Here is a 12,026-nt window from a genome sequence, read left to right as displayed (position 1 = left end):
CTCCTGAATGCCGATCGCGCGTGATCAGCATCATCCAACCGGCAGGACTGTCTTACACGCCAACCCGGTGATCGTTTCCGGTCACAGCACTAGACATCTCCTCTATTAGGAGCTGTTTGTGGTCCGGATCATGTGGTTGTGGTGAGGAGCAGTAACCACATGATCGAGCCCCGCAGACGGAGTCCCGCCTCGTAGCTTTCCGCGGTCTCGTCGTAGCGGGCCGCCAGGCCACGCCATGCCTTGAGCTTCTGAAAGAAGCGTTCCGCAGTGTTGCTCCGCCGGTAGAGCACCGGATCGAAGGCCACGGGCCACCCGCCGGCCTTCGCCCGACCCTTGCGCGGTGGACCAAGACAAGTCTTCGGTCATCGCGTCCGACGTTCCTGGCCGACCCATCCGAGCCACGATCCACCCATCCACTTGCAGTTGCATTGATCGTTTGAATCTAAGGCCATGCACCACCGATTACGGGTCAGAGCCGGTGACCGTACAGTCCCCGGACACCAGGCGGAGCACCGGTCGGGATGTGTGCGGAGGGTGGCGCGACGAAGATCATGTGACGCAGGAGGTCAGATCCTCCACCATGGTCCGTGGCTCGGAGGTCCCTACCGGGGGTCTTCGATGAGAGGACGTAGTCTCCGGTCGAGTTCGTCTTCATCCGGTCTCAGGGGAGCAACTGCGTTCCGCTCATCGTCACGCAGGCTTTGCGGACACCGGATCTCTTTGCCGGGCAACCTGAAAGTCTTCACCAGCCTGCCGGTACGGGCCTCGTGGACGGTGTAGGTGTATTTCGCGTCGACTGCCGGTATCGAGAACGGGCGGATCGCTTCAGGGCTGGGAGTCCCGATGGTCCAGGAGACCTGGTAGTCGCAGAAGGTCACGCGCTTACCCACCGATTTCAGGTGCTCGCAGACCACGAGCTGGATCTGGGCGCGGTATGCCTTGTGCCGGACGACGTCGCTTTGGCTGGGTTCCTGCAGCCGCCATTCCCTGCGCAGCAAAGGCTTGGCGTCGCCGTACACGACCTGGACCTGCCTGTCGAGGGATCTTACGCTGTCCGCCACTGCCAGGTGCGGTCCCGGTCCGGCATACGGCGCCGCGTCCGTGGCCCACGGCCGGGGCCAGGGCCGGCCGGGCCTCATGGCGCATGGCTGCGTATCCACCGGAGAGCCGGGCAAGCGTGATCGCCTCAGCTCTTCCCGTTGGCGATCTCTTTCTGCCAGCCTCCAGCATGGTCGTGTACTGCGAGAGCTCCAACGTCGCCGCCGTCGCCACCTACCGGTCGGAGGGCATGGAGCTGGTGTCCGAAAGACGGGACAGATCGCGGGCCGCGTGAAGAGCTCGGTGAGGCTTGACGGCCCACACCGACGCTGACCCGCTTCAGGCGCTGCCGGTGCTGGTGCGCGGCCCCAGCTCGCGGACGATCCGGGCGAGGGCCCGAATGAGGCCGGTCTCGGCCTCGCTGCGCCAGACCAGGGCGTACGGCAAGGGGTCCAGGTCCCGGATGGGCAGGTAGACGATGCCAGGCCGAGCCCCGTACCGTGCCATGTGGGCCGGGAAGCAGGTGACGATCCCGCCGATGCTGGTCAGGCTGAGGATCTCCTCGGTGTTGCGCACCATGGGACCGCGCTGGATCGAGCGGCCGTTACGGGTGTGGGAGGGCACGTAGCTGTCGAACCAGTAGTCGGGCCTGGACTCGACGTCGGGGTGCTGGAAGTCGCTCACCACGTCCAGCGCCACCGCCGTGCGCCCGGCCAGCTCGTGGCCGGCGCCGACGGCCAGCACGCGCGGCTCGGCGTAGAGGACCGGGCCGACGGTGAGGTCGGGCTCCTCGATGGGCAGCCAGGCCACCAGGACGTCGACCTCGCCGCTGCGCAGCGCGCCGAAGGGGTCGCTGAACGCCGGGTGCCGGATGGTCAGCCGCCAGCCGGGATGACGGGCGCGGAAGGTGTCAGTAGACGCGCAGGTCGTACACGTTGAGGGGCAGCATGCCGACCCGCAGCACGGCGGTGATGCCCTGGGCGGCCAGGCGGGCGCGTTCGAGACTGTCACGCAAGCCGGCATAGACAGGCGTCAGGTCGTCGCGGAGCTGCCGGCCGAGCGGGGTCAGGCGGATGCGCCGGCGGTTGGAACGGTCGAACAACGCGCCGCCCAAGCGTCGTTCCTGCTGGCTGACCGCCTGGCTGATCCGCGCCTGGGACACGCGCAGCCGTTCGGCCGCGCGGCCGAAGTGCAGCTCTTCGGCCAGCGTCAGGAAGATCTCGATGTCCCGCACTTCCACCGGCGCTCTCTCCTGTCATGACGGGCGCGTTACCGGCACGGCGCTGACGGCCGGCCGTGCCACCGGAGCAGCTGATGGTCACCCTGGATCGTCAGGGTCGCCACGACATCGTCTCGGTGATGATGCGCACGTACAGCGGCGTCGGCAGAGCCCAGGCTACGGCGTCGCGCGGGAACGCGGTCATCGGGTGGGCGGCCTGGGCCAGCCGCTACGTGCGGGAGGCGTACCCGATGGTAGGCGGCTGCCGCACGTGCTCCAGCGTCCGCGCGAGCGTCACCGCGTCCTCCTGCCAGGGCATCACGCCCCGCCAGGTCACGCGGTAGGCGGATGCCGTCCAGGTCGCGCCCGCCTCAGCCGGCCATCCGTACGGAGGCGCCACCTGCCGTCATAACTCGTGCGTTATCGGGAGGTTCGCGAAGTCTATGTTGATCGGGATCGGCGCCTTCGACGAGGGTTGGTGCCGGCCACCCCGGCCGCCGGCACCGCGTTCACGGCTGCAAGCACGCCGGTGCGTGCCGAACCCTGCCGAACATCACCTCCGTGGAAGGAATCACCTATGCGTGCACGGATGACCAACCCCGCCTACGTGCTGCCCGGCGGCATGAAGGGCATCGGCGCGATCTTCAAGGCGGTCAACGAGGGCGGCATCTCCCATGAGGTGCAGGAGTTCGTGGGCCTGCGGGCCAGCCAGATCAACGGGTGCGGCGCCTGCGTGCACGCCCACACCCAGGCCCTGGTCAAGGCCGGGGAAACCGTCGAGCGGATCGCCGCCGTGGCCGCCTGGCGGGAGGCGCCGTTCTTCAGCGACGCCGAGCGGGCCGCGCTGGAGCTGGCCGAGGCGGTCACCCGGCTGGCGGACCGTTCCGGCGAGGCGGTGGACGACGAGCTGTGGGACCTGGTCGCCGACCACTACGACGAGAAGCAGATCTCCGCCCTGCTCCTGCTCATCGGCGTGACCAACCTGTTCAACAGGCTCAATGCCGCCATCAAAGAGCCCGCCGGCGCCACCTGGACGTGACCTGGACCGACGCGCCGGGCATGGCTGCGATGTTCGCCGCGCACGACAGGTTGCGCGGCGAGATGACCTCCCTGGCGCGGCTCACCGTCCGTGGCGGCCGGAACCCCCGCCGCGTCTTGCGCACCGCCGCTGGCTGGCGCTCGTTCAAACACGCGCTGCGCGGGCACTTCGCCGCCGAGGACAAGGCGCTGTGGCCACCGCTGCGCCACGCTCTGGCCCACCGGCCGGACAGCCTGGCCCTGCTGGAGGCGATCGAGGCCGAGCACGCCGCGCTCCACCTGCTCATCGAGGCGATCGACGAGCAGGTGGCCAGGTCCAGCCAGGCCCTTGCCGACGCCGGGCCAGGCGCGCTCGGCGACCTGACCGACTCCCTGGTCACGGGTCTGACCGGGCACCTGGCGCCCGAACGTCGGCATCGTCGTCGGCTCGCACGTCGCGCTGATCATCGACACCGGCATGGGCCCCCGCAACGGCGCCTACGTCCTGGAGCAGGCCCGCCGTCTGGCCGGCGACCGTCGCCTGTACCTGACGATCACGCACTTCCACCCGGAGCACGGGTTCGGCGCGCAGGTGTTCAAGGGAGCCGCGACGATCGTCTACAACGCCGCCCAGCGGGTCGAGCTGCACCGCAAGGGCACGGCTTACGTGGAGATGTTCAAGGGCCTGAGCCCTGCCGTCGCGACCGAGCTGGAGGGGGTGGAGCTGGTCGATCCCGACCTGGTCTACGAGAGTGAGGCGGAGATCGACCTCGGTGGCCGTACGGCGGTGCTGCGTACCGTCGGACCTGCGCACACCGCCTTTGACCAGGTCATCCTGGTCGACGGCCGCGTGTTGTTCGGCGGCGACCTGTTCGAGACGCGTATCTTCCCGATCGCGCCGCACTTCCCGCCGTACGACACGGACGTGGACGGCCCGCGCTGAATCCGTGTGCTCGACGAGCTGGTCGCCCTCGGATCCGTGGTCGTCGTGTCCGGCCACGGCGAGGTCACGGACGCCTCGCTGCTGCGCGACGTGCGAGTACCTCGATCACGTGAACGGCGAGGCCGTCGGCTGCGCGAGAGCGGGGCCACCGTCGAGGAGACGGTCGCGGCAATCGACGAGGAGGCCCGCGCCCGCTGGTCCATGTGGGAACGCCCCGAGTGGATCGCGTTCGCCGCCCGCGCCTTCTACGACAACGCCGCCCGATGACCGGCGGGGAGGCGCCTGGGGACGCCGACGGGGGGGAGCGGACATTCCGGGCGGGCGGCGGGAGCGGGGCATCACCGCGTACGCGAGGATCTTCGGCGTGCCCGAACACGAGGTGGCCGCGGCGTTCGACCACCGCGTGGGGCCGGGCTTCGCCGAGGAGGCGTTGCAGGCCGCGGGCGGCGCCGCGTGGTCCCACCCCGCGCTCACCGGCCGCGACCGCAACATCGCCATCATCGCCGCCCTGACCGCCCAGGGCGTCAGCGGCGACCGCCTGCTCACCCACCTGCGCCTGCCGGTCGCGGTCGCCTGGGATCCCGGCGTGCTGGAATTGGCCAGGGTGACGACGGATCCGTACCGGAGCGGGCAGGCCAATGGTGTCCTGCGTGACGATCCGCGCGACGACGGCATCACACCTTCGACCTCAATCGGGCAGAAGGGCGCCGCGCCGCGCCTGCCGCGTGGCGGCCAGTCCTCCCGCCAAGCCGCTCACCGCGCAGACCAGCACCAGCCCGGCGTACTGCGGCAGAGAGTAGGCGAACCGCAGCTCGCCGGTCGCGGCCTTGCCGAGCATGGTGAGCGAAGCGGCGGCGATGCCCGTTCCGAGCAGCGTCCCGGCACACGTCACGATCAAGGTCTCCCAGCACACCACCCGGGTGAGCTGCCGCGGCTTGGTCCCCACGGTCCGCAGCAGCCGGATCTCATCGGCGCGCTCGGCCATCGTCATGGCGGTCGCGTTGAGCACCGAGAGGATGGTGTAGAGCACCGCCGACCCCACCAGCATCGGAGCGACCCATGCCGACGACCCGGTACGGATGACGCCCGCCGCCGCGTCGGTGGTCGCCACAGCGAACAGGAAGGTGCACGCCAGCGCGACGGTCAGCATCACCGGAGACGCGGCCGACATCGCCCGGCGCGGCTGAGCGACCAGGGAGGACCTGGCCAGCATCCCCGCACCCGGATCGAGCTGGGCCACCACGGCTCCGAGCAGCCAGCCCATCCGGCGCAGCGCGACGGGGCCCAGCGCGGAGGCGCCCACGCAGAGCACCATCGTCGCCCCAAGCGCGGTCGGTGCCGCGTTCGCCGGCTCGACCTGCGGCACAAGCCACAACAGCACGACGCCCGCCACCAGCACCAACACCCCGATGACCGCGCGGGGCCAGGGCAGCAGCCGCCGCTGCGCCGCGCTCTCCCGCAACACCTCAAGCGGGCCCACACCCACCGCCTTGCGCGCCGCGACCCGAGCCGCCAGCAGCGTCGCCGCCAGCCCGACCACCAGCGCCACGATGAACGGCCCCGCCGCGACCTCCACCGGGACGCCCCCGGGCGCCAACCCGGTAGCCCGCATGAACGCCGCCATCAGCACGGCGTACGGCACGGCCAGCAGGCAGCCCGCCACGACCGCCAGCACGGCCACCACCAGCGCCTCCGCCGTGATGAGCCGGCTAACCTGACGCGGCGTCATGCCGACTGACCGCAGCAGCGCCCAGGTCCTGCGCTGCCGCAGCACGTGCAGGCTCAGCATGCCCGCGACCACGAAGACCGACACGAACCCCGACACCGCGGACGACAGCACCAGCAACCCCATGACGCCGTTCAGCTCCTCACGCGTGGCCGCGCCGGTGACCACCAGGCCACTGCCACCGATCAGCATCACTGCCAAGACCACCGCCGCGAACGAAGCGGCGAAGCCCATCGGATTCGTCCGTACGTTGTTCCAGGCCAGAACGAGTGTCACCGGCGGCCGCCCAGCCGCATGCCGATCTGGTCGACCGAGGGCCTGTCCAGGACGTCGACGATCCGCCCGTCGGTCAGGAACAGCACGCTGTCGGCCCGGGCCGCCGCCTCCGGATCGTGCGTGACCATGACCACTGTCTGACCGAACGCGTCGACGGCCTCCCGCAGCAGCGCCAGCACTTCATGCCCGGTGCGGCGGTCCAGTGCCCCGGTCGGCTCATCGGCGAACAGCACCTCCGGCCTGCCGAGCAGGGCGCGGGCGATCGCCACCCGCTGCTGCTGGCCACCGGACAGCTGCGCCGGTCGATGCCCCTCCCGCCCGGCCAGCCCGACCCGGTGCAGCAACTCGCGCACCCGTGACGGGTCGGCCCGCCGCCTGGCCAGGCTGCTGGGCAGGATCACGTTCTGCCAGGCCGTCAGCGACGGCACCAGGTTGAACGCCTGGAAGATGACGCCGACCCGGTCGCGGCGCAGCACCGCCAGTTCGTTCTCCCCGAAGCGGGTGATGTCCTGTCCGGCGATGTGCACCGCCCCCGAATCCGCCCGGTCCAACCCCGACGCACACTGCAGTAGCGTGCTCTTGCCCGACCCCGACGGGCCCATCACCGCAGTGAAACTACCGCGCGGGAACCCGACGCTGACCTGCCGCAGCGCGGCCACTTCGGTAGCGCCTTTCCCATATGTCCTGGTCACTTCCTCAAGGAGGACCGCATGATCAATCATGATCAGCAGCGTGCCGCAACGCGTGCACCCCACCCATCCGGTATCTCCCTGATCAGCCCCTGAGGGCTTCCCGTAGGCTCCTGACATCGCACGCCACGGCGTGACAGCGACGAACGAGAGTGCGTGCTGAGCTTGCCTGAATCCGCGGCCCGGCAACAGCCGGCCGATCTGCGCGGGACGTCGGATCTCTTGACGCCGGGCGCGGGCGCGTTCCCGGGCCTTACGCTTTCGATCGCTCGATGACGCCACGGCCCGGCGGACCGCTGTCAGTGACATCGGCTCCGGGTTCGATCTCGCTGACCCACAAGAATGATGGGCACCGTGGGGGAGGGGGGCACGCTCGCGGCGGCCTCAGCGAGGTCTCCGGCTGTGCTGGCGATCCGCAGAGGTTCACTGCTCTGAGAGGTCGTACACGGTCATGCTGATTCCGTGATCGGCCAGGTGCTGTCGGATGAGCGGCTCGATGACGTCGCAGCTGCCACCGGCCAGGCCCGTGCCGATGCGCGGCAGGTGGACGCTCGCCTGCAGGCGGCCGGCGTGCTGGGCGAGTTTCGCCAGGCACTGCGCGAGCGCGTCGTAACGGATCGGCGGCCGGCCGGCGCGCGCGGCTGACCGAATTCCGTGCTGGGCGACCATGCTGGCCACGTACAGCACCGGTTCGACCGGCACGAGCCGGACGCTCGCGGTATGGTTGCCGGTTCACAGCACATCGGTCACCAGTTTCGCGAACTCCTCCGGCGTGAGGATCTGCACGCCCAGCGATTCGGCCTTGGTCCGCTTGGATCCCGCCTTGCCGCCCGCCACCAGCAGCGACGTCTTGGCCGACACGCTGGAGGACGCCTTGCCGCCCGCCCGCTCGATCAGCTCGTTGACCTCGTTGCGCGACAGCGCCTCCAGCGGGCCCGACATCGCCCCGGTCACCACCACGCTCATCCCGGCCAGCGGCAACGCGGTCTCGGGAGCGTCCTCGTCGGAGGAGGTGGATACGGCGACCGTGGGTACGCCGGGTTCGGTCATGTTCACCCCGGCCGCGACCAGCTTGTCGATCAGCGGCGCCAGCTCGGCCAGCTCGGCGACGATGACCGGCGCCTTCTCCGGTCCAAGGCCGTCCACCTCCTGGATCGCTTCGGCATCAGCCGCGCGGATGGCCTCCATCGTGCCGAAGTGGCGGGCGATGCGCCGGCTCATCGACCGGCCGGTACCGCGGACGCCCAGCGCGCAGAACACCCGGCTGAGCGGCTGGGACTTGGCCCGGGCGATGGCGGCGAGCAGCTTGTCGCTGGAGACCTGGCCCATCCGCTCCAGCTCGAGCACCTGTTCACGGGTGAGGAAGAACAGGTCGGCGAAGTCGGCGATCACCTCAGCGTCCAGCATCTGCTGGATGCGGCTTTCGGCCAGGGTCTCGATGTCGAGCTGGTCGCGGCCGACGGCGTAACTGATCGAAGCGATCGCGCGGCAGGCGCGGCCGCGTACACAGCGCCACCGCTCCTGGCTGGCGTCGATCGCGTCACCGCAGGAGGGACACGCCTGTGGGATCTCGATCGGGTGCTCGTCGCCGGTGCGCCGGTGCACCACCGGCGCCTCGACGCGGGGGATGACGTCACCCGCCTTGTAGACGGTCACGCTGTCGCCCAGCATCAGGCCGCGCCGGGCGATGTCGGCGGCGTTGTGCAACGTGGCGTAGGTGACAATCGATCCGTCGAGCTCGACCGGCTCCAGCACCGCGCGCGGGGCGATGATGCCGGTGCGCCCGGTGTTCCATTCGACCCCGACCAGCTTGGTGATCTTCTCTGTGGCGGGCAGCTTGTAGGCGACCGCCCACCGTGGAGCTCGTGAGCTGAAGCCGGCAGCGGCCTGGTCGTCGGCGAGGTCGCATTTGATGACGATGCCGTCGATGCCGAACTCCAACGTCGGACGAGCGGCGGCGATCTCCTCCACCCGAGCCTGGATTTGATCGAGGGTGAGCACCCGGATGTCGGCGACCGGGGTGTCGGCCGTGGTCTGGACGCCCTGGCTCGCTATCCAGCCCATGACGTCGCTGTGCGGCATCTCGCGTAGCCGCGCCGCGAACTCGGAGGTGTCGTCGGGGTAGGGGAGCGCGCCATAGCCGAAGAAGGTCAGCTCGCAGACATAGGGCCGGTCCTGGGCGCGCAGCGTGCCCGCGGCCGCGCTGCGCGGGTTGGCGAAGGTGGTGCCGTCATGGGCCTGCCGCTTGGCGCACGCGTCCTCGAACTGGGCAGTGGTCATCATGACCTCGCCACGCAGCTCCACCGTGGTGGGGTCGGCCAGTCGCGACGGCAGCCCGACGATGGTCCCGATGGCGTGGCTGACGTCCTCGCCGGCGGTGCCATCGCCCCGGGTGATGAGCTGGACCAAGCGGCCATCGCGGTAGCGGGCGGAGATGGCCAGGCCATCGAGCTTGGGCTCCACGCTCCACGCCGCCACCGGGTGGCCGAGCCTGCGCTCCAGCGAAGCGGCCCACTTGGCGAGCTGCTCGGCTCCGAAGACGTTGTCGAGGCTGAGCATGGGCGTCAGATGAGGCACGTCGCCAACGACGGCTCCGCCGGCGACCTTGCCGGTGGGAGAGGCCGGCAGAGCCTGATCCGGATGGGCGTCCTCGTAGGCGGCGATGCCGCGCACCAGCCTGTCGTAGGCGTCGTCGTCGAGCGTGGAGGTGCCGTCGGCGTAATAGGCCGCGGCCGCGTCCACCGCGAGCTGGACGGCGTCGGTGTACGCGCTCTCGTCACCGATCGCGATGTGGGGAGGTGCGTCGTTCATGAGTGCATCCTTCAGTAGGAGACTGACACTTTGGTCATGGCGCACACGAGGGCGCTGACGAGTCCTGCTGATGGCGAAAGTGGGATTGTCCGCCCGCGCGAGAGGAAGGCGCCCAGCTCCTGGACGACGTGGGCCCGGGCCAGCTCGGGTGTCTCGGCGATCACTTCGGCGTGGTCGTGCTTGACCCAGTCCGTGACGGCTGACATCTCGGTGACCTTCGCGTATCGAGGCAGGGGATGTGGCTTGGAGGCGCGTTCACATCCACGGGGGTTCTCTTTCCAGCAAGCAGTCGAGAGCCGACGCGTGTACGTTTCGGTCGTGTGCTGGCGGGTCTGAGGAGCTTGGCCCGCCGTCTGGACGCCCGTGAGCGTGCGGGCCTTCCGCCGCGCCGGCCCGCACGCCAGGCTCCAGACGGACGGCGGGCTGCCTCCTCTGTCGCCGCTGAATTTGGACGATGTAGTCCGCTACCGGTTTGCGCTCCGACGGACCGGTTAGACATCCTGATGCGCGATGGGGGCAGGTAGCCGTCTCGCGGGCCCGCGAGCTCAGCGACCGCCGGCACGTTCTCCTGCACGCCTGGCGCCTACGCGATGCCATCGGGCTGTCCAGTCGAGCCAGCGAAGAGGATGGAGTGAGTGTCATGTCGGCACGTACGGCCCTGATCACGGGCGGCACCAGCGGAATCGGGATGGCGGCCGCGCGGACTCTGCACGAACGCGGTCACCGCGTCGCGGTCACCGGGCATCGTGAGGAGAGCGTCGCTCGGGCCCGGGAGGAGCTGCCCGACGATGTCCTGGTCTTGCAGGCTGACGCACGGTCGCTCTCGGACACTGACCGGGTCGTGTCCGAGGTGGGAGCGCAGTTCGGCAATCTGACCACGCTGTTCCTGAACGCCGGCGTGAACCATCCGATGACATTGGAGGCGTGGGACGAGGCCGCGTACGACGACGTGTTCGCCGTCAACACCAAGGGAGTGTTCTTCACTCTGGTCAAGGCGTTGCCGCTGCTGTCCGACGGTGCTTCGGTGATCGTCACCGTGGGGATCGGAGCAAGGCGCAGCCTGACCGGTAGCAGCGTCGCCGCCGGGTCCCACGGCGCGATGCTGGCCATGATCCCGACGCTGGCCCTCGAACTGGCGCCGCGCCGTATCCGCATCAACGCGGTCAGCCCGGGAATGACCGACACCCCGATGACGCGGGCTTCGATCCGGACGGCGACCGAAGACGTCGCGGGGACGATGGCGGCGATGGCCGAGCGCAACCCGTTCGGCCGCCTCGGAACGCCAGAAGACGTCGCCGGGACGGTCGCCTTTCTGGCTTCGGACGATGCCGCGTACGTCACCGGGCAGGAGATCGTCGTGTCCGGGGGAGCGGGCTTGGCCATCTGACCGGCGCTCACAGGGCCGGCCTCAGCTCAGCCCAACCTGCCGTAGCCGAACAAGCCGGACAACAGGGTCCGTTGGGCATGGCGATCTCACAGCTCTGAGCGCATTTGTATGGACTTTATAGTCCATTATACGGTGGGCATAGGCGTGGTGTCGGGAGCGACTCGACCAGCGTGTACACGGCTTGTGCTGCTTCGACGAAAGAGGTTCGCGGTGGACGACACGGAGATCGATCGAGAGAATCGCCGCTGGGTGCAGGAACTCGCCGCCGCAGGCCCACGGAGAGAGGCCACATGCGCCGAGCTGTATCCCCTGCTGCTCAGCGTCGCGCATGCGGAGGCTCGTCGGCGCGCCTCCCTCCTCAAGCTGAACGGCCCGGAACTCGAGGACATCGCCCACCAGGCCGCCGCTGACGCGTTGATGGCCATCACCGAGCGGCTGGACGAATTCCGGGGTGAGGCGCGGTTCACCACGTGGGCGAGCAAGTTCGCGATCCTCAACGTGGCCACGAAGATGAACCGCCACTTCTGGCACCGCCACGAGGTCCCCTACGAGCAAGAGGATTGGTCCAAGCTCGCTTCCCGGTTCGACGTCGGCCCCGAGGGCGAGGCGCAGGCCCGGGAGTTCGCGGCCGCCGTCTCGGCTGCGGTGAACGAGAACCTGTCCGATCGCCAGCGGCTCGTGTTCGTCGCGACGGTCCTCAACGGCATGCCGATGGATGTCCTGGCCGACGAACTGGGCTCGACCCACAACGCGCTCTACAAGGTGCTCTTCGACGCCAGGAAGAAGCTGCGTATCGCGCTGGTGGCCGATGGCTACCTGCCTGAGTCGCCGGCGATTCGGTCGGGCTGAGGGCCGCCTGCCTCGCCGCGCGAGGCCCTCCATCGGTGCCTTGAGCTCCTTCGGCCGAACGCCTGGACGGG

Annotated in this window: 14 protein-coding genes and 2 pseudogenes; 7 read left to right on the top strand and 9 right to left on the bottom strand. The window is 69.5% G+C overall.

Features of this window, described 5'->3' with window-relative positions; translation table 11 throughout:
- Positions 1 to 128 precede the first annotated feature (128 nt).
- The 4 genes from AB0K12_RS47825 to AB0K12_RS47810 form a co-directional block, all read right to left on the bottom strand.
- A complete protein-coding gene (locus tag AB0K12_RS47825; protein WP_364575939.1) occupies positions 129 to 305 on the bottom strand; it encodes a hypothetical protein in 177 nt (58 codons plus the stop codon).
- Between the two features lie 297 nt (positions 306 to 602).
- Entirely contained in the window at positions 603 to 1,019 is a 417-nt protein-coding gene (locus AB0K12_RS47820) for a hypothetical protein (RefSeq protein WP_364575937.1), read from the bottom strand.
- A 358-nt stretch (positions 1,020 to 1,377) separates the two neighbouring features.
- Entirely contained in the window at positions 1,378 to 2,061 is a 684-nt protein-coding gene (locus tag AB0K12_RS47815) for a LysR substrate-binding domain-containing protein (RefSeq protein ID WP_364575935.1), read from the bottom strand.
- Positions 1,949 to 2,278: a LysR family transcriptional regulator gene (locus AB0K12_RS47810; RefSeq protein ID WP_364575933.1), complete on the bottom strand. Its 330-nt coding sequence runs from the start codon at positions 2,276 to 2,278 to the stop codon at positions 1,949 to 1,951. Before AB0K12_RS47810 ends, AB0K12_RS47815 begins: the two co-directional genes overlap by 113 nt.
- A gap of 74 nt (positions 2,279 to 2,352) precedes the next feature.
- Here AB0K12_RS47810 and AB0K12_RS47805 point away from each other — a divergent pair, with 74 nt between their 5' ends.
- The 5 genes and pseudogenes from AB0K12_RS47805 (at position 2,353) to AB0K12_RS47785 (ending at position 4,484) form a co-directional block, all read left to right on the top strand.
- Positions 2,353 to 2,601 (top strand): hypothetical protein, encoded by a 249-nt coding sequence (locus AB0K12_RS47805; RefSeq protein WP_364575931.1) that lies wholly within the window; start codon positions 2,353 to 2,355, stop codon positions 2,599 to 2,601.
- A 233-nt stretch (positions 2,602 to 2,834) separates the two neighbouring features.
- Positions 2,835 to 3,296 (top strand): carboxymuconolactone decarboxylase family protein, encoded by a 462-nt coding sequence (locus tag AB0K12_RS47800; RefSeq protein ID WP_364575929.1) that lies wholly within the window; start codon positions 2,835 to 2,837, stop codon positions 3,294 to 3,296.
- Between the two features lie 20 nt (positions 3,297 to 3,316).
- A pseudogene (locus tag AB0K12_RS47795) lies at positions 3,317 to 3,685 on the top strand (hemerythrin domain-containing protein); the annotation flags it as partial.
- 22 nt (positions 3,686 to 3,707) lie between these two features.
- A pseudogene (locus AB0K12_RS47790) lies at positions 3,708 to 4,217 on the top strand (MBL fold metallo-hydrolase); the annotation flags it as partial.
- A gap of 6 nt (positions 4,218 to 4,223) precedes the next feature.
- Complete coding sequence (locus tag AB0K12_RS47785; RefSeq protein ID WP_364575927.1) at positions 4,224 to 4,484, top strand: hypothetical protein; 261 nt, start codon at positions 4,224 to 4,226, stop codon at positions 4,482 to 4,484.
- A 421-nt stretch (positions 4,485 to 4,905) separates the two neighbouring features.
- On the opposite strand, the gene AB0K12_RS47780 is transcribed toward AB0K12_RS47785, so the two are convergent.
- From AB0K12_RS47780 to AB0K12_RS47760, 5 genes are all read right to left on the bottom strand, one after another.
- Positions 4,906 to 6,177, bottom strand: a complete 1,272-nt coding sequence (locus tag AB0K12_RS47780; RefSeq protein ID WP_364575925.1) for an ABC transporter permease — start codon at positions 6,175 to 6,177, stop codon at positions 4,906 to 4,908.
- 38 nt (positions 6,178 to 6,215) lie between these two features.
- A complete protein-coding gene (locus AB0K12_RS47775; protein WP_364575923.1) occupies positions 6,216 to 6,941 on the bottom strand; it encodes an ABC transporter ATP-binding protein in 726 nt (241 codons plus the stop codon).
- A 390-nt stretch (positions 6,942 to 7,331) separates the two neighbouring features.
- Positions 7,332 to 7,610 carry a hypothetical protein gene (locus AB0K12_RS47770; RefSeq protein ID WP_364575921.1) on the bottom strand — a complete coding sequence of 93 codons (279 nt, stop codon included), beginning with the start codon at positions 7,608 to 7,610 and terminating at the stop codon, positions 7,332 to 7,334.
- A 30-nt stretch (positions 7,611 to 7,640) separates the two neighbouring features.
- Positions 7,641 to 9,719, bottom strand: coding sequence for an NAD-dependent DNA ligase LigA (ligA, locus tag AB0K12_RS47765; RefSeq protein ID WP_364575919.1), 2,079 nt, complete (start codon positions 9,717 to 9,719; stop codon positions 7,641 to 7,643).
- A gap of 11 nt (positions 9,720 to 9,730) precedes the next feature.
- The gene (locus AB0K12_RS47760; RefSeq protein WP_364575917.1) at positions 9,731 to 9,925 is read right to left on the bottom strand and encodes a hypothetical protein; all 195 of its coding nucleotides are present in this window, start codon (positions 9,923 to 9,925) and stop codon (positions 9,731 to 9,733) included.
- Positions 9,926 to 10,359: 434 nt separating this feature from the next.
- On the opposite strand from AB0K12_RS47760, the gene AB0K12_RS47755 reads away from it, so the two are divergent.
- Positions 10,360 to 11,106 carry an SDR family oxidoreductase gene (locus tag AB0K12_RS47755; RefSeq protein WP_364575915.1) on the top strand — a complete coding sequence of 249 codons (747 nt, stop codon included), beginning with the start codon at positions 10,360 to 10,362 and terminating at the stop codon, positions 11,104 to 11,106.
- A 210-nt stretch (positions 11,107 to 11,316) separates the two neighbouring features.
- Positions 11,317 to 11,955: a sigma-70 family RNA polymerase sigma factor gene (locus tag AB0K12_RS47750; RefSeq protein WP_364575913.1), complete on the top strand. Its 639-nt coding sequence runs from the start codon at positions 11,317 to 11,319 to the stop codon at positions 11,953 to 11,955.
- Positions 11,956 to 12,026: the final 71 nt, after the last annotated feature.

Source organism: Nonomuraea sp. NPDC049419 (assembly GCF_040676995.1).
GTDB classification, from domain to species: Bacteria; Actinomycetota; Actinomycetes; order Streptosporangiales; family Streptosporangiaceae; genus Nonomuraea; species Nonomuraea salmonea.
The sequence above is the reverse complement of the archived record's forward strand: the minus strand, read 5'-3'. Positions and strand labels throughout refer to the sequence as shown.